This window comes from Cupriavidus taiwanensis, assembly GCF_900249755.1.
GTDB lineage: Bacteria > Pseudomonadota > Gammaproteobacteria > Burkholderiales > Burkholderiaceae > Cupriavidus > Cupriavidus taiwanensis_D.
This window is the reverse complement of the sequence record NZ_LT976853.1, coordinates 3001583-3026166: the sequence shown is the minus strand read 5'-3', so window position 1 is coordinate 3026166 and position 24584 is coordinate 3001583. Positions and strand designations below refer to the sequence as shown.

Sequence of the window (24584 nt, the reverse complement as noted above, 5' to 3'; positions counted from 1 at the left end):
GCGGGAGAGGGGAGCACACCCGCAGTGCTGGGGGACGTCTTCGTCCTGCTCGACGACGCCACCGCGCCCGCCGCACAACCCGCATCCCGCCTCTACACCAACTTCGTCCGCGAAGACCTGCTGCCCCCCGGCAGCAGCATCGCCCAACTCGACACACTGCTCGCCCACGGCTGGCGCCAGGGCTGGCACGCCACCCTGTTCGCCCCCTACGAATTCGGCGGCGCACTGGTCGATGCCCCGGTGCACACCGGTAACGCGATGCCGTTCCACGACGGCGCGCTGCGCCTGCTGTGGTTCAGCGACCTGCAGCGGCTCGATGCCGCGGCGGTGGCGGCCTGGCTGCAGTCGAAAGCCGATCCCAAGCCAGCGGGCCTGATGGACGTGGCCTCCGACACCTCCCGCGCGGCCTTCGACGATGCCATCGCCCGCATCCACCAGTGGATCGAAGCGGGCGACACCTACCAGGTCAACTACACCCAGCGCCTGCACTGCAATGCCTTTGGCGATCCCTTGGCGCTGTACGCCGCGCTGCGCGCTGCGCAGCCGGTGCCGTATGGCGTGCTGGCCCGGCTGCCGGAGGGCGCCATGGTGCTGTCGCTGTCGCCCGAGCTGTTCGTGCGCCACGACGGCCAGGGCCATTTGCTGACGCGGCCGATGAAGGGCACCGCGCCGCGCGCCGGCGATGCCGCGCGCGATGCGCAGGCGGCCGCGGCGCTGGCTGCCGATGCCAAGAACCGGGCCGAGAACGTGATGATCGTCGACCTGCTGCGCAACGACCTGGGCCGCATTGCGCAGCCGGGCAGCGTGGCGGTGCCGGAGCGCTTTGCGGTGCAGCCGTTCGGCGCGGTGCTGCAGATGACCTCCACGGTGACGGCGACGGCGCGGCCCGGCACCGGTTTCGGCGCGCTGATGGCGGCGCTGTTCCCGTGCGGCTCGATCACCGGCGCGCCCAAGCGGCGCACCATGCAGATCATTGCCGAGCTGGAGCGCGCGCCGCGCGGCCTGTACACCGGCGCCATCGGCTGGATCGAGGCGCCGTCCGGCGCGGCCGTGGTCGGCCCGTTCGCGCTTTCCGTGGCGATCCGTACGCTGGTGCTGGCGCCGCCGGCGGCGAGCGGGCTGCGCGCCGGCGAGATGGGCGTGGGCGCCGGCATCGTCCATGACAGCGTGGCGGCCGAGGAGTTTGCCGAATGCGGCTGGAAGGCGCGCTTCCTGACCCGGCACGACCCCGGCTTCACGCTGTTCGAGACCCTGCGCGTGCAGGACGGCGCATGCCGCTACCTGGCGCGGCACCTGGCGCGGATCGGGGCGTCGGCGCGGGCCTTCGGCTTTGCCTTCGATGCCGATGCGGCGCGCGCGGCGGTGGCCGCGCAGGCGGCGCAACTGGGCGCTGGCACGTGGCGCCTGCGCCTGAGCGTGGACAAGGCCGGCACGCTGGCGTTTGCCAGCGGCGCGCTGGCGCCGTTGCCGGCGGGGCCGGTCGGTGTCGATATCGCGCCGGACCCGCTGCCGGTGGCCGACCCGCTGCGCCGCCACAAGACCAGCGCGCGCGCGGTCTTCGACGCCGGCTGGCAGGCCGCCGAGCGCGCCGGCGGCTTCGACCGGCTGTTCTTCAACCCGCGCGGCGAACTGCTCGAGGGCGGGCGCAGTTCCGTGTTCGTGCGCGTCGATGGCCGCTGGCTGACGCCGCCGCTGTCGGCCGACATCCTGCCGGGCGTGATGCGGGCGGTGGTGCTCGAGACCGGTGGCGCGGCGCTGGGCGCGCCGGGCCAGGCGGTCGAAGAAGCCGTGGTCACGCGCGCGATGCTGGCGCGCGCCGAGGCCATCGTGCTGGTCAACGCGCTGCGCGGCGCGATGCCGGCGCAGCTGCAGGGCTAGCCGGCGGCTACGGGTGGTGCGTGTCGAGCACGCCGTCGCCCAGTTTCCAGCGCACCACGCCGGGCAGGTTGATCAGCTCGCGGTCGTGGCAGATCATCACCACGGTGCGGCCTTCGGCGGCCAGGTCGCCGACCAGCGCGATCACCTGCTCGCGCGCGTGGCCGTCCAGGCTCGAAGTGGGTTCGTCGAGCAGCAGCAACTCCGGCTCCAGCACCTTGGCGCGCGCCAGCGCCACGCGCTGGATCTCGCCGCCGGACAGGTATTCGGGCGCGGTGTCCTGCAGGTGGGATACGCCGGCCCAGCCCAGCGCCTCGCCCACGCGGCAGTCGATCTCATGGCGCGGCAGGCCGCGCGCGTGCAGGCCATAGGCGATGTTCTCGCGCACCGAGGTGCGGAACAGGTAGGGGTGCTGGTGCAGGTAGGCGATGCGCCGGCGCAGCGCGGGCGGCAGCGGCGTCAGCGGTGCGCTGTGCGCGTGGCCCTGCGCATCGGTCCACTGCGCCACCGCGCCGGGCGCGGGCTCGAGCCCGGCCAGCATGCGCAGCAGCGTGGTCTTGCCGGCGCCGTTCATGCCGGTCATCACGATCGCGGTGGCGCGCGGGATCACCAGCGTGTCGATGGCAAACAGCCTGCGCAGGCCGATGGTGCGGGCCAGCCCGCGCACGGTCAGCAGCGGGCCATGGGCGGCGGCAATGGTGGATGTCATCGGCGGAAGCCTCCGGCACCCTGCAGCCAGGCCATGCCGATATTGACCAGCAGCGCCAGCGCCACCAGCACCATGCCCAGCGCAATGCCCTGCGCGAACTCGCCCTTGCTGGTCTCGAGCGCGATCGCGGTGGTGATGGTGCGGGTCGAGCCCTCGATATTGCCGCCAATCATCAGCGCCGAGCCCACTTCGGCAATGACCCGGCCAAAGCCGGCGACCACCGCCGCCATCAGCCCGAAGCGCAGTTCGCGCAGCACCGTCAGGAAGGTGCGCCAGCGGCCGGCGCCCAGCACCCAGGCGGTCTCGCGCAGGCGCACGTCGGCACCCTGCAGCGTCGACAGCGCAAAGGCCAGCACCACCGGGAAGCCGATCACGGCCTGGCCCAGCACCATGCCGGCCGGGGTGAACAGCAAGTGCAGGCTGCCCAGCGGACCCTGGCGCGTCAGCAGCAGGTAGAGGATCAGCCCGACCAGCACGGTCGGGAACGACAGGAAGGCCTGCGCCACCACCACCACCGCGCGCCGGCCCGGGAACTGGCGCGTGGCGATCAGCCAGGCCGCGGCGATCGCCGGCACGGTGGCGATGGCCAGCCCCAGCACCGCGACCACCAGCGAGGTCCAGACGATGAACCACAGGCCGGCGTCGCCGCCCGCCAGCAGGCGGAAGGCTTCGGCGGTGGCGCTGCCGATCTCCACCGCGTCAGGCGGAGAAGGTGTGCTCGACGGCGGGGAAGCTGCCGTCCTTGACGGCGGCGACGTAGGCGCGCACCGCGGCCTCGATCGACGGCTGGCCGTCCATGAAGTTGCGCACGAACTTGGCCTTGCGGCCCGGGTAGATGTTGAGCATGTCCTGCAGCACCAGCACCTGGCCGGTGCAGTCGACGCCGGCGCCGATGCCGATGGTGGGCACCGCCAGCGACTGCGTGATCTCGCCGGCCAGCGCCGCGGGCACCGCTTCCATCAGCACCACCTGCGCGCCGGCGGCCTGCAGGGCCAGCGCATCGCGCTTGAGCTGCGCCGCGCCGGCGTCGGTCTTGCCCTGCACCTTGAAGCCGCCCAGCGCGTGCACCGACTGCGGCGTCAGGCCGATATGCGCGCACACCGGGATGCTGCGCTCGACCAGGAACTTCACGATCGGCGCGAGCCAGTCGCCGCCTTCGAGCTTGACCATCTGCGCGCCCGCCTTCATCAGCGTGACGGCGCTGGCAAACGCGGCTTCCGGCGTCGGATAGGTGCCGAACGGCAGGTCGGTCAGCAGCAGCGCGGTCTGGTTGCCGCGCGCCGCGCATTCGGTGTGGTAGGCCATCTGTTCCAGCGTGACCGGCAGCGTGGTCTGCTGGCCCTGCATCACATTGCCCAGCGAGTCGCCCACCAGGATCATTTCCACGCCGCAGTAGTCGAGCAGCGCGGCGAAGCTGGAGTCGTACGCGGTCAGCATGGCGATTTTCTCGCCGGCGTCACGCATCGCCTGCAGTTTGGGAATCGTGATGGTCTTGCGGGAGGGATCGAGGAGGTAGCTCATGGCAGTGCCCGTGTAGGACGGCTTTGCCGGTGCCGCGAGGGCTGCCCGCACGGCAATCGGCAGCCGTCGTTATTGTGTTGTGTCTGGCAGGCGAGGGGGCCTGTCAGGGCGCGGCGAGATTGAGAAAGGCCTTGCGGCCGCGCATGTTTTCGATGCGCGACAGTAGTGTACGGAAATCGTCGTCATTGTCCACCGGATTGAAGTGGGCGGTGTCGACCACCAGCACCGGGGCGTCGTCGTAGCGGTGGAACAGTTCGCCATAGGCGCCGGCCAGGCGCTGCAGGTAGTGTTCGTCGATGCCGGCCTCGCCCGGCTCGCCGCGGCGCACGATGCGCTCGCGCAAGAGCGATGGCGTGGCCTGCAGCACGATCACCAGGTCGGCGCGCTGCGGCGGCAGCGCCAGCCGCGCGGCGATGGCGTCGTAGAGCGCCAGCTCCTCTTCGGACAGGGTCAGCGCGGCGTGCAGGCGGTCCCTGGCGATCAGGAAGTTGGTGACCATGCGCTGGCCCGCGGCGACGCCCGCCTGCCACTGCTGCAGCTGCACCGCGCGCTGGGTCAGGCACCACAGCTGCAGCGCCAGCGCATGGCGCGCGGGATCGCGGTAGAACGGTTCGAGGAAGGGGCTGCGGCGGGCGTTGTCGGGTAGTTCCTGGGCCTGCAGCGTGCGCGCCAGGCGCTGGGCCAGCGAGGTCTTGCCCGATCCGACGGGGCCTTCGACGACAATGCGGCGCAGGTGATCGAGCATGGCGCTCCGGGCGTCAGTGTGGGCGCTGCCGCGCGGGTTCAGCCGGGCGTGCCGCCATGGCCCGCCTCGCCGGCGGCGGCCTGCATGCGCAGGCACTTGCAGGTGGAGACCTTCTCGATGCGCTGCGCGCCCACGCCGGCCAGGTAGTCGGCGGCGCGGCCGCGCCCGGGGATCGCCAGCGCGGCGTCCAGTTCCAGCAGCGGCACCAGCGTGAAGGCGCGCTCGGTCAGGCGCGGGTGCGGTACGGTCAGGTGTTCGTGGTCGTGCTGTTCGTCGCCGAACAGCAGCAGGTCCAGGTCCAGCGTGCGCGGCGCGTTGCGGAACGGGCGCTCGCGGCCGAACTGGTCTTCGATGTGGTGGCAGATGCGCAGCAGCTGCGAGGCGGTGAACGAGGTCTGCACCTTGACCACCGCGTTGTAGTAGTCGTCGCCGCCGGCATCGACCGGGGCGGTGCGATAGAGCGAGGAGCGCGCCAGCACCGTGATGCCGACCTGCTGGGCCAGGCACACGATGGCGTCCTTGATGGCCTGGCGGGCGTCCCCCAGGTTGGCCCCGATGCCGATGAAGGCAAGCGTCATTTAGGTTTCCTCCGGCTGGCCGGGGCCGGCATGTGCTGCCTCGCCCGCGTCCGTATCGCTCCGGGAGGACACTTTATCCGATTTCCGCGGACCGCGCCGGCGGCGCTTCTTGCGGGCCGGGCCTTCGCCCTCGGCACCCTGGGTGCCCTGACCACCTTGACCGCCTTGGCCGCCATGGCCCCCGGCGCCGCGCGCGCTGCGCACCGCGTCGATCAGGTCCTCGCGCTCGCCCGGGTCGGCGTCCTGGAAGTCCTGCCACCACGCGGCCAGTTCCTCGGGCAGCTCGCCCGACTGGCAGCGCAGTTGCAGGAAGTCGAAGCCGGCGCGGAAGCGCGGCGACTCCAGCAGCCGGAACGGCATGCGGCCCACGCGTTTCTCGAAGCGCGGCTGCATGCCCCAGATATCGCGCATGTCGGTGACGAAGCGGCGCTGGATCGCGAGCTGGCCGGTCTGCTTTTCCAGCACCATGTCCATGGCCGTGTTGAGCGCGGCGATGGCGTGCTCGCCCTCTTCGCGCAGCTTGTTCCAGCGCTGCAGCACGTGGTGCCACAGCAGCGCGGCGAACAGGAAGCCCGGCGACACCGGCTTGCCGGCTTGCACGCGGCGGTCGGTGTTGTCCAGCGCCAGCTGCACGAAGCGCTGGCCCATGGGCTGCTCCAGCGCCACGTCCAGCAGCGGCAGCAGGCCCTTGTGCAGGCCGGCCTTGCGCAGTTCCTGCAGCGAGGCCCAGGCATGGCCGGACATCAGCAGCTTGAGCATCTCGTCGAACAGCCGCGCGCTCGGCACGTTGTGGATCAGCTCGGCCAGGCCGGCGATGGGCAGGCGCGTGGCCTCGTCGATATCGAAGCCGGTCTTGGCGGCGAAGCGCACCACGCGCAGCATCCGCACCGGGTCTTCGCGATAGCGCGTGGCCGGGTCGCCGATCATGCGCAGCAGGCGCGCGCGGATGTCTTCCATGCCGTGATGGTAGTCATGCACGGTCTGCGCGGCCGGGTCGTAGTACATCGCATTGATGGTGAAGTCGCGGCGTTCCGCGTCTTCGGCCTGCGAGCCCCACACGTTGTCGCGCAGCACGCGGCCCGAGGCGTCGATCGCATGGGTCTTGCTGTCGAGCTCGGCGCGCTTCAGGCGGCGGCCTTCGGGCAGGGTCTCGCTGGCGATGGCGTCGACCAGCGCGCGGAAGGTCGAGACTTCGATGATCTCCTGCTCGCGCCCGCCGTAGAAGGTCACGTGCACGATCTGGAAGCGCCGGCCGATGATGCGCGAGCGGCGGAACAGCGCCTGCACCTGGTCGGGCGTGGCGTTGGTGGCGACGTCGAAATCCTTGGGCTTGATGCCGAGCAGCAGGTCGCGCACGGCGCCGCCGACGATGTAGGCCTGGTAGCCGGCCTGCTGCAGCGTCGAGGTGACCTTGACGGCATTGCGCGACAGCAGCGTGGGGTCGATCTGGTGTTCGTCCACGTTGACGATGCGCGGCATATGGGCGCGGCCGGTGCGGCGCTGCTTGGGGCCGGGTTTGCCCAGCAGCCGGGTAATGAGCTTCTTGATCACGTCAGAACAGATCCATGATGCGCCAGCCTGCCGCGGCGGCGTGGTGGCGCAGGCGATCGTCCGGGTTGGTGGCGATCGGCTCGGAGACCTTTTCCAGCAGGGGCAGGTCGTTGGCCGAGTCGCTGTAGAAGGTGGTGGTCTCGAAATTGTCCCAGCCCGCGCCCTGGGCCTTGAGCCAGGCTTCGACGCGGGTGATCTTGCCTTCGCGGAAGCTGGGCACGCCGTCGACTTCGCCGGTGAACTGGCTTTCCGGCTTGCCGTCGACGGTGGCGGGCTCGGTCGCGATCAGGTGCTTGATGCCGAAGGCCGCGGCGATGGGCGCGGTGACGAAGCTGTTGGTGGCGGTGACCACCGCGCACAGGTCGCCGGCTTCCAGGTGCTTGTAGACCAGCGCGCGCGCCTGCGGCGTGATCACCGGGTCGATCACCTCGTGCATGAAGCGCACCCGCATGGCATCGAGCCGGTCGCGCGGGTTGGCCGCCAGCGGCGCCAGCGCAAAGCGCAGGAAGGCCTGGATATCCAGCGTGCCGGCCTTGTAGTGGCCGTAGAACTCGTCGTTCTTCTGCCGGTAGATTACCTCGTCGACGACGCCCAGGCGGACCAGGAAGCGGCCCCATTCATGGTCGCTGTCGGTCGGGATCAGGGTGTGGTCGAGGTCAAAGAGTGCCAGATTCATGGGCGGCGATTTTACCTGAAGGCAGGATGGGGGTAGGGAAGCGTGCGGTGCCGGGCCGGGGCCGGGGCGCCGCCTAATCCCGGAATTCGGCGAACATCTCGCGCAGCAGCGGCAGCGTGACCGGCCGCTTGCGCTCCAGCGAATAGGTGTCGAGCGCGTCCAGCAGCGCCATCAGGCTGGGCATGTCGCGGTAATGCCGGGTCACCAGCCAGTGCGTGATTTCGGGCGACAGCTGCAGGCCGCGCTCGCGTGCCGCATGCCGCACGGCGGCCTTCTTGTCGTCGTCGGACAAGGGCGCGACCTGGTACACCAGGCCCCAGCCCAGGCGCGTGCGCAGGTCTTCGCGCACCGGCATCGCGCGCGGCGCCAGCCCGCCCGCCACCACCAGCGCGGTGCGCCCGTGCGCGCGCACTTCGTTGTAGAGCGAGAACACCGCGATCTGGCGCGCCTCGTCGAGCAGCTCGACGTCATCGACGGTGTAGAGCTGGCACCAGGGGTCGAACAGGAAATCGGACAGCGGGTGGTGCGGGCTCAGGTAGCGGCAGCGGATGCCGTGCTGCGGCCCGGCCTCGCACACCGCGTGCAGCAGGTGGGTGCGGCCGCAGCCGACCTCGCCCCACAGGTAGATCAGGCGGTCGCTGGCGTGCTCCTGCGCAAGCGCGGGCGGCAGCTCGCGCAGGCGCTGCACCGCTTCGCGGTTGGATGCCACCACGAAATTCTCGAAGGTCGAAGGCGGCGGGCTGCCCAGCTCGAGCGACAGTTGCTTGGGACGCGGGGACATGACGTATGGCTAACTTGCAGGTGTGGGCAGCAGTGGGGCAGCCGTTATTTTCGGTACAGGTCGCTGGCCAGGTAAACCCGCCGCAGCTGGCGCGCGCCCACCAGCAGCACGGCGCAGGTCGGCAGGGCCAGCAGCACGCCGAAGAAGCCGAACAGCTGGCCGAAGGCGAGCAGCGCGAAGATCACCACCAGCGGGTGCAGCCCGATGCGCTCACCGACCAGCCGGGGCGTCAGGTAGAAACTCTCGATGAACTGGCCGAAGCCGTAGACCACCGCCACCGCGGCCAGCCCGTACCAGTTGCCGAACTGCAGCAGCGCCGCCAGCACCGCCATCACCAGTCCGACGCCGAAGCCAATATACGGGATAAACACCGCCAGCCCGGTGAAGACCCCGACCGGCACGCCGATATCGAAGCCGGCGATGGTCAGCCCGATCGAGTAGATCGCCGCCAGGATCACCATCACCAGGATCTGGCCGCGCAGGTACTGCGACAGCAGCGCGTCGGTCTCGTTGGTCAGCTCGCGCACCTTGGGCACCCAGCGGCGCGGCACCACGCCCTCGATGCGGCGCATCACCATATGCCAGTCCATCATCAGGTAGAACATGACGATGGGCACGATGAAGACGATGCCCGCCACCGCGATCAGCGCCGAGCCCGACATCTTGACGTAGTTCAGCAGCACCACCAGCAGGTCTTCCGGGCTGGCCGCGAAGCGGTCCGACATCATGTTGCGCAGGCCCGGGAAGTCGAAGCGCACGCGCACGCCGAACTCGGCCAGCCGCGGCGATACCACCGAATTGAGCTTCTTCAGCAGGATCGGCAGCTGCTCGCGCACCTGCGGGATCTCGCGCTGGAGCACCGCGATCAGCAGCAGCACCAGCATCACGCAGACCACCGTCAGCAGCAGGATCATCAGCGTCACGCCGATCGCGCGCGGCACGCGGCGGCGCTGCAGCCAGTCCACGCCGGGGTTCAGGATATAGGCGAAGATGAATGCGAACAGGAACGGCGTCAGCACCGGCGCCAGCGCGATAATGGCGGCGAACAGCGCCATGGCCACGACGATCCACAGCAGGATGCGCTTGGCCTCTTGGTTCAGCAGCGGGGCATTCATCGATGGTTGGGGAAGGCGGCAGCGCGTCTCGCGGCGCGATCTCGCCGGAAACTGGAAGCGGGGGGCCTCTATCCGTTAAAATCGCGATTCTACTGGACTCGCGCCCGCCTTCCGATGCCAGGCAACGGAAGCGGTGATGACCCGAGCGCCGAATTCCTCACTTTATTTCCTCCAGGACAAGCAGGTTCCCATGAGCGCATCCCCGACCGCCGGCCAGGCAGGCCTTTCCTACCGCGACGCCGGTGTTGACATCGATGCCGGCGACGCGCTGGTCGACCGCATCAAGCCGTTTGCCAAGCGCACCATGCGCGAGGGCGTGATGGCGGGCATCGGCGGGTTCGGTGCGCTGTTCGAGCTGTCGAAGAAGTTCCAGGAGCCGGTGCTGGTGTCGGGCACCGACGGCGTGGGCACCAAGCTCAAGCTGGCCTTCCAGCTCAACCGCCATGACACCGTCGGCCAGGACCTGGTCGCGATGAGCGTCAACGACATCCTGGTGCAGGGCGCCGAGCCGCTGTTCTTCCTGGACTACTTCGCCTGCGGCAAGCTCGACGTCGATACCGCCGCCACCGTGATCCAGGGCATCGCCCGCGGCTGCGAACTGGCCGGCTGCGCGCTGATCGGCGGCGAGACCGCCGAAATGCCCAGCATGTACCCGGACGGCGAATACGACCTGGCCGGCTTCGCCGTCGGCGCGGTCGAGAAGAAAAAGATCATCGACGGCAGCACCATCACCCCGGGCGACGTGGTGCTGGGCCTGGCCTCTTCGGGCGCGCATTCCAACGGCTATTCGCTGGTGCGCAAGATCATCGAGGTGGCCAAGCCGGACCTGAACGCCGACTTCCACGGCCAGCGCCTGCAGGACGCCATCATGGCGCCGACCCGGATCTACGTGAAGCCGCTGCTGTCGCTGATCGAGACGCTTCCGGTCAAGGGCATGGCCCACATCACCGGCGGCGGCCTGACCGAGAACGTGCCGCGCGTGCTGGCGCAGGAGGTCACGGCGGTGCTGCATCGCGACGCCTGGACGCTGCCGCCGCTGTTCCAGTGGCTGCAGGCGCAGGGCCGCGTCGCCGACGACGAGATGCACCGGGTCTTCAACTGCGGCATCGGCATGGTCGTGATCGTGGCCAGGGAAGACGCCGAACGCGCCATCCGCCACCTGCAGGCCGCCGGCGAAGCCGTGTGGCAGATCGGTGAGATCCGCGAACGTGCCGAGGGCGAGGCCCAGACCATCGTGATCTGACGCGACCTTAGCGCTCCATCCAGAAAACGGCGCATGCCTTCGGGCATGCGCCGTTTTTTTTGTCCGCGCCCCGGCGGATATGCCGCTTAGGTGTTTACCCGGCCCGGTACCACGCTGGTTACCACAGGGACTGCCTTGGTGCATTGCACCAAACTCCAGCATGCACATGCACCACTTCTGACAAACAATATTTTGCTTGATTGTATGGCGGTTTATGGCCTAATGTACTGAGCAAAGGCGCCGCACACGCATGCGGCGTCCGGAGACAACGCCTGTATCCGACGCCGGGACCACGGCGCCCCCAGGCGGGCCAAAGGACCATCGGAGGATCCAACCATGCAAGCAGTCAGCCTCGACGCCGCCGGCAAGACCGGCGCGTCGGCCAACAAGCAATCCGTAGCCCGTGTTGCCGGTGCCAGCCTGGCCGGCACCACGCTCGAGTTCTACGATCACTTCATCTACGGATCGGCCGCCGCGCTGGTCTTCCCCAAGCTGTTCTTCCCGCAGAGCGACCCGCTGACCGCGACGCTGCTGTCCTTTGCCAGCTATGGCGTGGCCTTCGTGGCGCGGCCGCTGGGCGCGGCGATCTTCGGCCACTTCGGCGACAAGATGGGGCGCAAGTCGATCCTGATCATCACCTTGCTGATGATGGGCCTGGCCACCTTCGGCATCGGCCTGCTGCCGACCTATGCGGCCGCGGGCGCGCTGGCGCCGGTGCTGCTGGTGCTGCTGCGCGTGGTGCAGGGCCTGGCGCTGGGCGGCGAGTGGGGCGGGGCGGCGATCATGGTCAACGAGCTCGACCCCGAAGGGAAAAGGCGCGGGATCCTCGGCAGCCTGGTGCAGCTCGCCGCGCCGATCGGCCTGCTGCTCGCCAACGGCGTATTCGCGCTGGTGACCTGGCAGGTATCGGAGGAAGCGTTCCTGAGCTGGGGCTGGCGCGTGCCGTTCCTGCTGTCGGCGCTGCTGGTGGGCGTGGGGCTCTACATCCGCTCCAACGTGCGTGAATCCGGCATGTTCGAGAAGCTGGAAGAGTCGCACGCCGAAGCGCGCGCGCCGATCATGGAAGTGCTGCGCAACTACAAGAAGCAGCTGCTGATCGCCTTCGGCGCCCGGCTGGGCGGCGATATCGCCTTCTATGTGTTCACGCTGTTCCTGCTGTACTTCGTGCCGACCAAGCTGGGCCTGCCCAAGAGCATCGCGCTCAATGCCGTGCTGCTGGGTGCGGTGGCGCAGATCCTGTTCATCCCGGTGGCCGGTTACCTGGCCGACCGCATCGGGCGCCGCCCGGTGCTGATGATCGGCGGCATCGGCGGTGCGGTGTGGGCGTTCGTGTTCTTCGCCCTGGTCAAGACCGGCAGCCCGGCGCTGATCATGCTGGCCTCGTTCGTCGGCATGGTGCTGGTGTCGTTCATGTTCTCGCCGCTGGCGTCGTTCCTGCCCGAGCTGTTCGCCACCCGGGTGCGCGTGACCGGCGCCTCGCTGGGCTTCCAGTTCGCCGGCGTGTTCGGCGGCGCGCTGGCCCCGCTGATCGCCGTGGGCCTGCTCGACCGCTTCGGCACCACCATGCCGGTGGCGCTGTACCTGGCGGCGGTGTGCGCGCTGATCGCGGTGGCAGCGTTCGCGGCGCGTGAAACCGCACGCATGCACCTGTCCGACGCCGACCACTGAAGCGCGGCATCTCTCCTTGTCCTCTCAACCAGACCGTACCGTGAAACAGTTCGACCTCATCATCCGCAACGGCACCGTGGTGACCGCCAGCGACACCATGCAGTGCGATATCGGCATCGCCGGCGGCCGCATCGTGCAGCTTGGCCATGACCTGGGCGACGCCGCGCAGACCATCGACGCCAGCGGCAAGCTGGTGCTGCCGGGCGGCGTCGATGCGCACTGCCACCTGGACCAGCCGATGCCGGACGGCCTGCGCATGGCGGATGACTTCCGCACCGGCTCGGTCTCGGCGGCGTGCGGGGGCACCACCACGGTGATCCCGTTTGCCGCGCAGGAGAAGGGCCATTCGCTGCGCGCCGCGGTGGCCGACTACCATCGCCGCGCCGGCGGCAAATCGGTGGTCGACTACGCCTTCCACCTGATCGTGGCCGACCCGACCGAGGCGGTGCTGAACGACGAGCTGCCGGGCCTGATCCGCGAAGGCTATTCGTCGTTCAAGATCTACATGACCTACGACGACCTCAAGCTGAACGACCGCGAGATCCTGGAGGTACTGTCGGTGGCGCGCCAGGAAGGCGCGCTGGTGATGGTGCATGCCGAGAACTCCGACTGCATCGCCTGGCTGACCGACAAGCTGCAGGCGGCCGGCAATACCGCGCCGAAGTTCCACGCGCTGGCGCGGCCGATGGCGATCGAGCGCGAGGCCACGCATCGCGCCATCACCTTCTCCGAACTGGTCGACGTGCCGATCCTGATCGTCCATGTCTCGGGCAAGGAGGCGGTCGAGCAGATCCGCTGGGCGCGCAACCGCGGCATGAAGATCTTTGCCGAGACCTGCCCGCAGTACTTGTTCCTGACCGCCGAAGACCTGGACCAGCCCGGCTACCACGGCGCCAAGTGCGTGTGCAGCCCGCCGCCGCGCGACCGCAGCAACCAGCAGGTGATCTGGGACGGGCTGGCAGACGGCCTCTTCACCATCTTCTCGTCCGACCATGCACCGTTCCGCTACGAAGACGCGCAGGGCAAGAAGCCCGGCGGCCAGGAAGTCCCGTTCCAGTACATCCCCAACGGCATTCCCGGACTGGAGACGCGGCTGCCGCTGCTGTTCTCGGCAGGCGTCGCGGGCGGCCGCATCTCGGTCAACCAGTTCGTCGCGCTGACCTCGACCAACCCGGCCAAGCTCTACGGCCTGCATCCGCGCAAGGGCACCATCGCCATCGGCGCCGATGCCGACCTGGCGATCTGGGATCCGCAGCGCGAAGTGACGATCCGCAATGCGGATCTGCACCATGCGGTCGACTACACCCCGTATGAAGGCCTGCGCGTGACCGGCTGGCCGGTGACCACGCTGGTGCGCGGCAAGGTGGTGGCGCACGAGGGCGAGGTGATGGCGCAGGCCGGCCACGGCGAGTTCCTGCCGTGCGGCCTGCCCGAAATGGCGCGGCCGCGCTACCGCACCTCGGGCGGCAGCCTTTGATCACCGCCTGGCGCGACTGAAGCCTTGACCGACACTGCAGACATGGAACTGACCAATCGCCTCGACGCCGCCACCATCGCGGCCCGCGTCGCCGCCGGGCGCCTCGATCCCGCCGACGTTGTCGCGGCGTTCCAGGCCCGCATCGCGGCGCGCAACGACCAGCTCAACGCCGTCTTCGAACAACGCCAGGAACTGGTCGAGGCCGACCTGGCACAGCTGCGCGTCCGCCTGGCGCAGGGCGAGCGCCCGCTGCTGGCGGGGGTGCCGGTGATCGTCAAGGACGTGATCTGGAGCCGGGGCCGGCGCGTGACGCAGGGCTCGCAGCTGTACCGCGACTTCATCGCGCCCGCCGACGCGATCGCGGTCGAGCGCCTGCGCCGCGCGGGCGCGATCGTGCTCGGCATGGGCAACACCTCGGAGTTCGCCTGCAAGGGCCTGACCACCAACAAGGTCTACGGCCTGACGCGCCATCCGCTCGATGCCACGCTGACCGCGGGCGGCTCGTCGGGCGGCTGCGCGGTGGCGGTGGCGGCCGGGATGGCGCCGCTGGCGCTGGGCACCGATGGCGGCGGCTCCAGCCGGCGCCCGCCCGCGCACGCCGGCGTGGTCGGCTTCAAGCCCTCGTACGGCGCGATTCCGGACGCCATCGGCTTCGCCCACGCCTTCAACGGTATCCAGGTGATGGCGCCGATCACCCGCACCGTCGCCGATGCCGAGCTGATGTTCGATGCGCTGGCCGGCGCCGATCCGCGCGACCCCGATACGCTGGGGTTCGCGCCGGGCGCGGCGCGGCCGCTGCATACGCTGAAGATTGCGGTCAGCCCGCGGCTGGGGCTGGACACGCCGGTCGACGACGACGTCGCGCAGGCCTTCGAGCAGGCCGTGGCCCGGCTGCAGGCCGCCGGGCTGAGCATCGAGCGCGCCGACCCGGCGTGGCCGAAGGGCGCCGACGAGGCCGCGCTGATGCCGCTGCAGCATGTCGGCCTGGCCCATCTCTATGGCGACGCCTGGCGCCGCGACCCGGACGTGTTCGATGCCGACATCGCGCGCCAGATCGAGCGCGGCCTGGCCTGGAGCGGTGCCGACGTGGCGCGCGCACGCGACGCCAGCCGCCAGATCGCGCTGGCGCTGGCCGGTTTCTTCACCCGCCATGACCTGCTGCTGTGCCCGACCACGCCGTGCGTGGCCTGGCGCAACGACCGCCTGGGGCCGGAGCGCATCGGCGGCGTCGCGGTGGAGCCGCGCGCGCACGCGGTGTTCACGCCGTTCTTCAACCATGCGCTGGCGCCGGCGATCTCGGTGCCTTGCGGCAGCGGCCGCGACGGCTTGCCGGTCGGCCTGCAGATCGCCGGCCCGCGCGGCGCCGACCGCAACGTGCTGGCCGCCGCGCGGCTGGCCGAAAGCGTGCTGGCCTCTTTAGTCAACCCTGCCTGATCCCTGACATGCGAATCCTTGTCCTGAACCCCAACACCAGCGAAGGCATCACCGCGCGCCTGATGGCCGCCGCCACCGAGGCCGCCGCGCCCGGCACCGAGCTGGTGCCGCTGACCGCGAGCCGCGGCGTGCCCTATATCGCCACCCGTGCCGAGGCGCAGATCGGCGGCGCGATCGCGCTGGAAATGCTGGCCGAGCATCACGGCCAGTTCGACGCGGCGATCATCGCCGCCTTCGGCGATCCCGGCCTGATGGGCGCGCGCGAGCTGTTCGACCTGCCGGTGGTGGGCATGGCCGAGGCCGCGATGCTGTCCGCCTGCATGCTGGGGCGGCGCTTTGCCATCGTCACCTTCGCGCGGGCACTGGGCCCGTGGTATGAGGAATGCGTCGACATGCATGGCCTGCGTGGCCGGCTGGCCGGCATCCGCATGCTCGACGGCAGCTTTGCCTCGGTGTCGGACGTGCAGGAAGAGAAGGAGGCCGTGCTGGTGGAGCTGGCCAACCGCGCGGTGGTGGAGGACGAGGCCGACGTGGTGATCCTGGCCGGCGCGCCGCTGGCCGGGCTGGCCGCGCGCGTGCGCGACCGCATTCCGGTGCCGGTGGTCGACCAGATGGCCGCCGCCGTCAAGCAGGCCGAGGCGCTGGTCGCGCTGCAGCCGCGCAAGGCCACCGCGGGCACGTTCCGCCGCCCCGATGCCAAGCCCACGCTGGGTTTGCCCGCGGCGCTGGCCGCGCGCATCGAGCACCGCTAGGCCGCGCGGCGCTCTTTTCCTGTGCTAACGCCGCGGCTCAGACCGCGGCGAACACCGCTTCCAGGTCGACCTTTTCCTCGGCCGGCAACTCCAGCCGCAGCGTGCTTTCGACGTGGCCGAGGTGCTCGGCCATCAGCCGCGCGGCGCGCTCGCCGTCGCCGGCTTCCAGCGCATCGACGATGTCGTCGTGCTCGTGGTGCGGGCACGACGGCACCCCCGGCGCGTCATACAGCGCGATGATCAGGCAGGTCAGCGAGCACAGTTCGCGCATGTACTTGCCGAGGTACTGGTTGCCCGTCATTTCCGCCAGCTTGCAGTGGAACTCGCCCGACAGCCGGATGATGGCGCGGCGGTCGTTGCTGTCGCGCGCCTGCGCTTCCTGGCGCGTGGTCTCGCGCAGCGCGCGCACGCCCCTGGCGCTGATCGCGCCGGCGAGGTTGCGCACCAGCGCGGGCTCCAGCAGGTGGCGCGAATGCAGCACCTGGCGCGCTTCGGCCACGCTCGGGCTGGAAACGAAGGTGCCGCGGTTGGGATGCACGGTCAGCACGCCCTCGTGCGCCAGCCTGGCGAAGGCCAGCCGCACCTTGGTGCGGCTGACGCCGAACACGCCGCCGAGCTTTTCCTCGACCAGCTTGGTGCCCGGCGGCAGCCGGTGCTCCCAGATCGCGGTCAGGATGCGGTCGGCGATTTCCTCGACCGATGCGCCGCGCGCGCCGTCCGCGTCGGTGTCAGGGATACCGTCGGCGGGCTTGGCAGGCTGTTCGGCTTTGGTGCGTGGCATGGCGGTTGGCGCGGTCCGAAAAAAAGACAGTTGGTGCTGTCATTGTATGGCGGTTTAGCATCAAGTGTATAACACCGATGCGGACCGGTTGCCTGCTTATTTGGCGCCGAGCTTGTCCAGTGCGGCGCCGGTCACGCGGCAGATGCGCCAGTCGGGCAGCACGTCGGCGCCCATGGCCTGGTAGAAATCGATCGACGGCTGGTTCCAGTCCAGCACCGACCATTCGAAGCGGCCGCAGCCGCGCTCCACTGCAAGCGCGGCCAGGTGCTTGAGCAAGGCCTTGCCCAGGCCGTGGCCACGCCAGGCCGGGTCGACATACAGATCTTCCAGGTAGAGGCCGGGCCTGGCGAGGAAGGTCGAGAAGTTGTGGAAGAAGAGCGCAAAGCCGACCGCCTTGCGGCCCGATCTTGCGTCGACATCGGCGTCGACATCGGCGTCGACATCGGCATCGACATCGGCATCGACTTCCACCAGCACGGCCTCGGCATGCGGCTTGGCGCCGAACAGCGCGGCCTCGATTTTCTGCGGCGTGGCTTCGACGAGATGCGCCAGCTTTTCGTATTCGGCCAGCGCCAGGATCAGGTTGAACAGGGTTTCGCTGTCGGCAGCGGTGGCGGGGCGCAGCGTGAAGGTGGGCTTGGACATGCGGGTCGGCCTGGCAGAGTTCGGGAACCGGGAATTATCGCCTGTCCGTCACGCGCCATGCCAGCGTGGATGCCCCCCGGATCAGTGCCCGAAATCCGCCAGCCTGCGCACCTGGTCGACATAATCGGGCGCCAGGCAATCCACCACCAGCCGCTCGGGCGTGCTGCGCAGCCAGGTCAGCTGGCGCTTGCACAGCTGGCGCGTGGCGGCGATGCCGCGCTCGCGCATGGCGGCAAAGTCAGCGTCGCCGTCCAGGTATTCCCACACCTGACGGTAGCCGACGCAGCGGATCGACGGCAGCCCCGGGTGCAGGTCGCCGCGCGCGCGCAGCCGCTCGACCTCTTCGATAAAGCCGTGCGCCAGCATCGCGTCATAGCGCTGCGCGATGCGCGCATGCAGCGCCAGCCGGTCGGACGGCTCGAGCGCGATCACGCGGTAGCGCTGGTCGGCCGCGCCGGCAAAGGTGCGGCCCTCGGCCTGGCGCGCCAGCAGTGCCGACATCGGCTGGCCGGACAACCGGTGGATTTCCAGCGCGCGCTGGATGCGCTGCGCATCATTGGGTGCGAGCCGGGCCGCGGTGACCGGGTCGACCTCGGCCAGCATCGCGTGCAATGCCGGCCAGCCGCGTTCGGCGGCAAGCTGGTCCAGTTCGGCGCGCAGCGCGGCGTCGGCCTGCGGCAGGTCGTTGAGTCCCTGCGTCAGCGCCTTGTAATACAGCATGGTGCCGCCGACGATCAGCGGCACGTGGCCGCGTGCGCGGATCTGCCCGATCAGCCGCCGGGCATCGGCGACGAACTGCGCGGCCGAGTAGCTGTCGGCCGGGTCGATGATGTCGATCAGGTGGTGCGGCGCCGCCGCCAGTTCTTCGCGCGTGGGCTTGGCGGTGCCGATATCCATGTCGCGGTACACCAGCGCAGAGTCCAGGCTGATGATCTCCACCGGCGCGTCGGCCGCCAGCGCCAGCGCGGCGGCGGTCTTGCCCGACGCGGTGGGGCCGAGCAGGCAGACCACGGGCGGGTGTGCGGCGCAATCGTGGGGAACGGCGGACATCGGCAAGCCTTGAATCGAAGAAGCGTGCGCGCGGCTCATTGCCCGCGCAGGAACAGCCGGTCGAGCTCGGTCACGGTCAGCTGCACCCAGGTGGGCCGGCCGTGGTTGCATTGGTCGGCGCGCTCGGTCTGCTCCATCTGGCGCAAGAGCGCGTTCATTTCCTCGACCGTGAGCTTGCGGTTGGCGCGCACCGCGCTGTGGCAGGCCAGCGTGGCGAGCAGTTCGTTGCGGCGCTCGGCCAGCACGCGCGAGCCGCCGTAGGCGTGCAGGTCGCGCAGCACGTCGCGCGCCAGCGCCTCGGCATCGGCCTGCTGCAGCAGCGCCGGCACCGCGCGCACCGCCAGCGTGGTCGGCGATACGGGGGCGATATCGAAGCCCAGCAGCGTCAGCGTGTCCTGGTGTTCCTCGGCCACGCCGATCTCGACCGGGCTGGCGGACAGCGTGACCGGGATCAGCAGCGGCTGCACGGCCAGCTCGCGCGCGTCCAGTGCGGCCTTGATCTGCTCGTAGAGGATGCGCTCGTGCGCCGCGTGCATGTCGACCAGCACCAGTCCGCGTGCGTTCTGCGCCAGCACGTAGATGCCGTGCAGCTGTGCGATGGCATAGCCGAGCGGGTGTGCGTCGGCGGCGCCAGTCTCGTCGGACGCCGGCGCTGGCGGCAGCCGGTCCAGCAGGCCGGGCGGATCGCCGGCGCGCGCGGCCTGGGCGTCGGCCAGCCACGCTGGCGGTTGCGCCGACGCGCCGGCCCAGCCTCCGGTTGCTGGCGCGCCATAGGGGCGTGCCGCCGGCGCGCTGGCCTCGCGCACCATGCCCAGGTAGGCCTGGCGCGGCTGGGCGATGCCCAGCTCGGTCTGCCGGGCCGCGGAATAGTTGATCCACTGGCCCGGGCCGCCAGCGCCAGGCCGCGCGGCAGCCGCCGGTGTCGCGGCGCCAGCGGGCGGCGTGATCTCGCCGTCGGCATCGGTATGCAGGCTGTCGCCGTTGGCGCCGGCCTGGCGTGCCAGGCAGCGCTGCACCGCGTGGTAGACAAACTGGTGCACGGCGCGCGATTCGCGGAAGCGTACTTCGATCTTGGACGGGTGCACGTTGACGTCGACCATCTCCGGCGGCAGGTCCAGGCACAGCACGTAAGACGGGAAGCGGTCGCCGTGCAGCACGTCCTGGTAAGCGCTGCGCACCGCATGGTTGAGCAGCTTGTCGCGCACGAAGCGGCCGTTGACAAAGAAGTACTGCTGGTCCGGCCGCCCGCGCGAGGCGGTGGGCAGCCCGGCAAAGCCGTACAGGCTGAGCGTGTCGGCGTGCTCGTCCAGCGCCAGCCGGGCGCGGGCGAAGTCCTGGCCCAGCACCTGCGCGGTGCGGGTGGCGACATCGCCGGCATTCCAGTGCTCGAGCGGCTTGCCGTTGTGGTGGACCGAGATGGTCACGTCCGGCCGCGCCAGCGCCACGCGCCTGACCATCTCCAGGCAGTGGCCCAGCTCGGTTTGTTCGGTCTTGAGGAACTTTCTGCGCGCCGGCGTGTTGAAGTAGAGGTGCTGCACGTCGACGGTGGTGCCGACGCCGCCGGATGCGGGTTGCAGCGCGCCGGAGTCGGCGCTGACCTGGGTCGCATGGGCGTCGGCCGCGGTGCGGCTGGTCAGCGACATCTGCGACACCGAGGCGATCGAGGCCAGTGCCTCGCCGCGGAAGCCCAGCGTCAGCACCGATTCGAGTTCGTCGAGCGAGGCGATCTTGCTGGTGGCGTGCCGCATCAGCGCCACCGGCAGCTCGGCGGCGGGGATGCCGCAGCCGTTGTCGGTGATGACGATGCGCCGCACGCCGCCTTCCTCCAGCCGGATGCCCAGCTGCGTGGCGCCGGCATCGAGCGCGTTTTCCAGCAGTTCCTTGACCACCGAAGCCGGCCGTTCCACCACTTCGCCGGCGGCGATCTGGCTGATGAGCTGGTCCGGCAGTGGCCGGATCGGGCGCGGCTGCTGGGTGGTGCGCAAGGCGGTGCTGGAAGGGGAGGCTGGCATCCGGCGATTATACGTGGACGTTCCCCCACGCAGACGGGTTGCGGAGGTGGGGGAAAGGCGCGGCCGCTCTTGTATGATTCAGGCCATGGGCGGCGTGGATCGGACACCGGCCGCATGGAACGAAACCGTCAAACCATCACACGGGGAACGACTTGGATCTCGCTTTGCAGCTCATCGACATGCTGGTGCATGTCGACAAATACCTCGGCACGGTCATCGACCAGTACGGCCACTGGGTCTATGCCATCCTGTTTCTGATCGTTTTCGCCGAGACCGGGCTGGTGGTGCTGCCGTTCCTGCCGGGCGATTCGCTGCTGTTTATCGCCGGCGCCTTCTGCGCGACCGGCGCGATGAACGAATGGGTGCTGATCGGCCTGCTGCTGGTGGCGGCGATCACGGGCAATACCGTCAACTATTGGGTGGGCAGCTGGATCGGGCCCAAGGTGTTCGACCACCAGTGGCGCTTCCTGGACCAGGATGCCCTGCGCCGCACCCATGACTTCTATGAGCGGCACGGCGGCAAGACGCTGGTGATGGCGCGCTTCGTGCCGATCGTGCGTACCTTCGCGCCGTTCGTGGCCGGGGTCTCGCAAATGACGTTCGCGCGCTTCCAGATGTTCAACGTGCTCGGCGCGGTGGCATGGGTGGTCGGGCTGGTCTTTGCCGGCTATTTCTTCGGCAACCTGCCGTTCATCCGCCAGTACCTGAACCTGATCGTGCTCGCCGGCATCGGCGCGGCCGTGGTGCCGCTGGTGCTGGGCGGCCTGTGGAAGCTGGTGCGCGGCAACCGCCGCCGGCCCACGCGCGTCGAGCGCTAAACCGGGGTCAGCCAGGCCGCGTCAGCTGAGGCTGCGGCTCATCATCCGCAGCGCGGGCATGCGTTCGCGGATCTGGCCGATATCTGCGGCATCGGGGCGGGCCCGGACATAGGCTTCCAGGTCGGCCAGCGCGGGGCGGAAGCACTCCAGGTTGGCATAGGCCAGGCCCCGGTCGCGCACTTCTTCGATTGAGCCCGGCAGCAGGATCACCAGCCGGTTCTGCACCGCCAGCAGCCGCTGCCAGCGCGACTCCTGCAGATAGATCGCCTTCAGATTGCGCAGCATGCGCGCGATGATCTCGCGATGGCTGGCCGCGCGCAGGAACAGGCCCAGCGGCACCTGGCTGGCGTCGCTGATGCCCTCGCGCTCCAGGTACGGGTCCAGCATCTCCTGCAACTGTTCCTTCGACAGGGTCTCGCCGGTGAGCGGGTCCAGTATCACTTCGCCGGCCGGGATCGTCATGCGCAGCAGGAAATGGTTGGGGAACGACACGCCCTTTAGCGGCAGGCCGATCTGCTGGCCCAGCTCCATGTGCAGTACCGCGAGCGAGATCGGGATGCCGCGGCGCTGGCGCAGCACCACGTTCAGGTAGGAGTTGTCCGGGTCGTAGTAGTCGTTCGCGTTGGCGCCGAAGCCGAGATCGCGATAGAAGAAATGGTTCAGCAGCCGCAGCCGCTGGATCGCGGGGGTGCCTTCGGCAATCCGGCGCTTCAGCCGCAGCGCCAGCACGTCCAGCGCCGCCAGCTCGCCCTGCAGGTCCAGGTCGGGGTAGGCGTCCTGCGCGATGGACAGCGCGGTCTCGGTCAGCGGGATGCCGTTTTCGTCGGCCACGAGGCTGGCGAAATAATCCAGGACTTTGGTGGATGTCATGTCGGTTTCCCGGTGCAGCCGCCGGCACCGCGCGCAGCGTGGGTCGCCATGGCCAGGCGGTCAGCTGGCCATGGCAGTTGCGGTTGACCCATCAGCCGGCCCGGCGCCTGAAGGCAGAGTAGCGCAGTCCCATGAGCCACAGTGTACCGAAGTAGACCACCGCTGCAAGTACCAGGCACGAAGCCAGCAGCGCGATGCGCAGCAGCGGCGTCGCGCCCAGGCCGATCCAGTCGAAGCTGCGCGCGAACCAGAGCAGCATGCCGGACAGCAGCAGCACCGAGGCGCTCAGCTGCGCCAGGAACAGCCACCAGCCCGGCGCCGGCCGGTACAGGCCGCGCCGGCGCAGGCCGAAGAACAGCAGCAGCGCATTGAGCGTGGCCCCGGCACTGATCGACAGCGCCAGCCCGGCATGGCCGATCCAGGGCACGAACGCGACGTTGCAGGCCTGCGTGACCACCAGCACCACCAGCGCGATCTTGACCGGCGTGCGGATATCCTGGCGCGCATAGAAGCCGGGCGCGAGGATCTTGATCGCAATCAGCCCCAACAGGCCCACGCCGTACGAGACCAGCGCCTGGCGCGTCATCTCGACCGCGTGGGCGTCGAACTTGCCGTAGTTGAACAGCACCGCGGTCAGCGGCGCGCCGAATACGAACAGCCCCACCGCGCACGGCACCGCCAGCAGGAAGGTCAGGCGCAGGCCCCAGTCGAGCAGGTTCGAATACTCGGCATGGTCGCCCGCGGCATTGGCCCTGGACAGGCTTGGCAGCAGGATCGTCCCCAGCGCGACGCCCAGCAGCGCGGTGGGGAATTCCATCAGCCGGTCGGCATAGGTCAGGTACGAGACGCTGCCCGCCGCCAGCCGCGACGCGATATTGGTATTGATGATCAGGCTGATCTGCGCCACCGACACCGCCAGCAGCGCCGGCCCCATCTGGCGCAGGATGCGCCGCACGCCGGGGTCGGACCACGCCGCGCGCAGGTTGAAGCGGATGCGCGGCATCACCCCCAGGCGCCGCAGTGCCGGCACCTGGATTGCCAGCTGCAGCACGCCGCCGACCAGCACGCCCCACGCCTGCGCGTAGATCGGCTGCTCCATGTGCGGGCCGACGAACAGCGCCGCCACGATCAGGCACAGGTTGAGCAGCACCGGCGTGAAGGCCGGCACCGCGAACTTGCGCCAGGTATTGAGGATGCCCGACGCCAGCGCCACCAGCGAGATCAGCCCGATATACGGGAACATCACCCGCGTCATGAACACGGCCGCGGTATAGGTTTCGGCCTGCCCGCGAAAGCCCGTGGCCACCACCGTCATCACCAGCGGCGCGCCGATCACGCCCAGCAGCGACACGGCCATCAGCACCCACGTCATCACGGTGGCGACGGCATCGATCAGGGCCTTGGTCGGAGCGTCGCCGCGCTGGGTGTGGTATTCGCCCAGGATCGGCACGAAGGCCTGCGAAAATGCGCCCTCGCCGAAGATGCGGCGCAGCAGGTTGGGGATGCGGAAGGCCACGTTGAACGCGTCGGTCATGTCCGACGCGCCGAAGGCGCGGGCGATCAGGATCTCGCGCACCAGGCCGGTGATGCGCGAGAGCATCGTCAGGCTGCTGATGGTGGCGAGCGCTTTGAGCAGGTTCAAGATGCGGACGGGTGCGGGAAGGTGGACCGGTGCCGTCGGCACCGCGGGCTCCTTTGAGACGCGGTCCGGGCAGTAAAGTTGCCGGCGCGCCACGTGGCCCGGCACGATGTGGCGCTTATTATACGGATCACGTCCCCGCGCCCGGCCCTGCGCCGGCAAAGTCCCAGCGGTCTTGTCACGTGCGCCGGCATCTGTGTATAATTGCCGATTCACAAGGACAGTTGCGTTCCGGATTCGTGTGTCAGTGCATCCCGGGTCGCTCGATATGACTTAATTGTTGTGTCCCCCGCGGCACGCATCTGAATTCAGGATATTTTTTACATGGCAAATTCCGCACAAGCCCGCAAGCGCGCCCGCCAGGCCGTTGCCCAGAACGCTCACAACTCCAGCCTGCGCTCGCGTCTGCGTACCGCCGTCAAGGCCGTCCGCAAGGCCATCGACGCTGGCGACAAGGCCGCTGCCGCCGAGATCTTCAAGAACTCGCAAGCCGTGATCGACAGCATTGCCGACAAGAAGATCGTGCACAAGAACAAGGCTGCACGTCACAAGTCGCGCCTGTCGGCCGCCATCAAGTCGATGGCTGCCTGATCCCTGCCCGGGCCGCCCAGGCGGTCCAGCAGCGGCGGGTGCCCAGGCATCCG

23 protein-coding genes are annotated in these 24584 nt (G+C 69.4%); 8 read left to right on the top strand and 15 right to left on the bottom strand.

What is annotated here, in order from left to right; all coding sequences use genetic code 11:
* Positions 1-1878, top strand: a 1878-nt coding sequence (gene pabB, locus CBM2594_RS13830) for an aminodeoxychorismate synthase component I (RefSeq protein WP_232346612.1), incomplete at its 5' end; no start/stop codon positions are given.
* Between the two features lie 7 nt (positions 1879-1885).
* Here the strand turns inward: pabB and CBM2594_RS13825 are convergent.
* The 9 genes from CBM2594_RS13825 to CBM2594_RS13785 form a co-directional block, all read right to left on the bottom strand.
* Positions 1886-2584, bottom strand: a complete 699-nt coding sequence (locus CBM2594_RS13825) for an ATP-binding cassette domain-containing protein (RefSeq protein WP_116357319.1) — start codon at positions 2582-2584, stop codon at positions 1886-1888.
* The gene (locus CBM2594_RS13820; protein ID WP_116357318.1) at positions 2581-3279 is read right to left on the bottom strand and encodes an ABC transporter permease; all 699 of its coding nucleotides are present in this window, start codon (positions 3277-3279) and stop codon (positions 2581-2583) included. The genes CBM2594_RS13825 and CBM2594_RS13820 overlap by 4 nt, the downstream gene beginning before the upstream one ends.
* A gap of 4 nt (positions 3280-3283) precedes the next feature.
* Positions 3284-4105 carry a 3-methyl-2-oxobutanoate hydroxymethyltransferase gene (gene panB, locus CBM2594_RS13815; protein WP_116357317.1) on the bottom strand — a complete coding sequence of 274 codons (822 nt, stop codon included), beginning with the start codon at positions 4103-4105 and terminating at the stop codon, positions 3284-3286.
* A gap of 103 nt (positions 4106-4208) precedes the next feature.
* A complete protein-coding gene (locus CBM2594_RS13810; protein WP_116357316.1) occupies positions 4209-4850 on the bottom strand; it encodes a deoxynucleoside kinase in 642 nt (213 codons plus the stop codon).
* 38 nt (positions 4851-4888) lie between these two features.
* On the bottom strand, positions 4889-5428 hold the full coding sequence (gene folK / locus CBM2594_RS13805; RefSeq protein WP_116357315.1) for a 2-amino-4-hydroxy-6-hydroxymethyldihydropteridine diphosphokinase: 540 nt from the start codon (positions 5426-5428) through the stop codon (positions 4889-4891).
* Positions 5429-6979 carry a polynucleotide adenylyltransferase PcnB gene (gene pcnB / locus CBM2594_RS13800; RefSeq protein WP_116357314.1) on the bottom strand — a complete coding sequence of 517 codons (1551 nt, stop codon included), beginning with the start codon at positions 6977-6979 and terminating at the stop codon, positions 5429-5431.
* Between the two features lies 1 nt (position 6980).
* Positions 6981-7655, bottom strand: a complete 675-nt coding sequence (locus CBM2594_RS13795) for an HAD family hydrolase (protein ID WP_092306504.1) — start codon at positions 7653-7655, stop codon at positions 6981-6983.
* Positions 7656-7728: 73 nt separating this feature from the next.
* A complete protein-coding gene (gene hda / locus CBM2594_RS13790) occupies positions 7729-8436 on the bottom strand; it encodes a DnaA regulatory inactivator Hda (RefSeq protein ID WP_116357313.1) in 708 nt (235 codons plus the stop codon).
* A gap of 44 nt (positions 8437-8480) precedes the next feature.
* Positions 8481-9551 carry an AI-2E family transporter gene (locus CBM2594_RS13785; protein ID WP_116357312.1) on the bottom strand — a complete coding sequence of 357 codons (1071 nt, stop codon included), beginning with the start codon at positions 9549-9551 and terminating at the stop codon, positions 8481-8483.
* 190 nt (positions 9552-9741) lie between these two features.
* On the opposite strand from CBM2594_RS13785, the gene purM reads away from it, so the two are divergent.
* From purM to CBM2594_RS13760, 5 genes are all read left to right on the top strand, one after another.
* On the top strand, positions 9742-10794 hold the full coding sequence (gene purM / locus CBM2594_RS13780) for a phosphoribosylformylglycinamidine cyclo-ligase (RefSeq protein ID WP_116357311.1): 1053 nt from the start codon (positions 9742-9744) through the stop codon (positions 10792-10794).
* A gap of 336 nt (positions 10795-11130) precedes the next feature.
* Positions 11131-12462, top strand: a complete 1332-nt coding sequence (locus tag CBM2594_RS13775) for an MFS transporter (RefSeq protein ID WP_116357310.1) — start codon at positions 11131-11133, stop codon at positions 12460-12462.
* A 40-nt stretch (positions 12463-12502) separates the two neighbouring features.
* A complete protein-coding gene (gene hydA, locus CBM2594_RS13770; protein ID WP_116357309.1) occupies positions 12503-13939 on the top strand; it encodes a dihydropyrimidinase in 1437 nt (478 codons plus the stop codon).
* 42 nt (positions 13940-13981) lie between these two features.
* Positions 13982-15373 (top strand): amidase, encoded by a 1392-nt coding sequence (locus tag CBM2594_RS13765; protein ID WP_116357308.1) that lies wholly within the window; start codon positions 13982-13984, stop codon positions 15371-15373.
* A gap of 8 nt (positions 15374-15381) precedes the next feature.
* Positions 15382-16125: an aspartate/glutamate racemase family protein gene (locus CBM2594_RS13760; protein ID WP_116357307.1), complete on the top strand. Its 744-nt coding sequence runs from the start codon at positions 15382-15384 to the stop codon at positions 16123-16125.
* Between the two features lie 37 nt (positions 16126-16162).
* On the opposite strand, the gene CBM2594_RS13755 is transcribed toward CBM2594_RS13760, so the two are convergent.
* The 4 genes from CBM2594_RS13755 to mutL form a co-directional block, all read right to left on the bottom strand.
* On the bottom strand, positions 16163-16906 hold the full coding sequence (locus CBM2594_RS13755; protein ID WP_116357306.1) for a GntR family transcriptional regulator: 744 nt from the start codon (positions 16904-16906) through the stop codon (positions 16163-16165).
* Positions 16907-17002: 96 nt separating this feature from the next.
* On the bottom strand, positions 17003-17551 hold the full coding sequence (locus CBM2594_RS13750) for a GNAT family N-acetyltransferase (RefSeq protein ID WP_116357305.1): 549 nt from the start codon (positions 17549-17551) through the stop codon (positions 17003-17005).
* An 81-nt stretch (positions 17552-17632) separates the two neighbouring features.
* Positions 17633-18601, bottom strand: a complete 969-nt coding sequence (miaA, locus tag CBM2594_RS13745; protein ID WP_116357304.1) for a tRNA (adenosine(37)-N6)-dimethylallyltransferase MiaA — start codon at positions 18599-18601, stop codon at positions 17633-17635.
* Positions 18602-18636: 35 nt separating this feature from the next.
* The gene (gene mutL, locus CBM2594_RS13740; protein WP_116357303.1) at positions 18637-20613 is read right to left on the bottom strand and encodes a DNA mismatch repair endonuclease MutL; all 1977 of its coding nucleotides are present in this window, start codon (positions 20611-20613) and stop codon (positions 18637-18639) included.
* A 164-nt stretch (positions 20614-20777) separates the two neighbouring features.
* Between mutL and CBM2594_RS13735 the strand changes: the two genes are divergently transcribed.
* Positions 20778-21431 carry a VTT domain-containing protein gene (locus tag CBM2594_RS13735; protein WP_116357302.1) on the top strand — a complete coding sequence of 218 codons (654 nt, stop codon included), beginning with the start codon at positions 20778-20780 and terminating at the stop codon, positions 21429-21431.
* Between the two features lie 21 nt (positions 21432-21452).
* Here CBM2594_RS13735 and CBM2594_RS13730 read toward each other — a convergent pair whose 3' ends face one another.
* Positions 21453-22301 carry a SirB1 family protein gene (locus tag CBM2594_RS13730; RefSeq protein ID WP_018007967.1) on the bottom strand — a complete coding sequence of 283 codons (849 nt, stop codon included), beginning with the start codon at positions 22299-22301 and terminating at the stop codon, positions 21453-21455.
* 91 nt (positions 22302-22392) lie between these two features.
* On the bottom strand, positions 22393-23943 hold the full coding sequence (murJ, locus tag CBM2594_RS13725; RefSeq protein ID WP_116357301.1) for a murein biosynthesis integral membrane protein MurJ: 1551 nt from the start codon (positions 23941-23943) through the stop codon (positions 22393-22395).
* Between the two features lie 321 nt (positions 23944-24264).
* Between murJ and rpsT the strand changes: the two genes are divergently transcribed.
* The gene (gene rpsT, locus CBM2594_RS13720) at positions 24265-24531 is read left to right on the top strand and encodes a 30S ribosomal protein S20 (RefSeq protein ID WP_010815010.1); all 267 of its coding nucleotides are present in this window, start codon (positions 24265-24267) and stop codon (positions 24529-24531) included.
* The last annotated feature ends 53 nt before the right edge of the window (positions 24532-24584 follow it).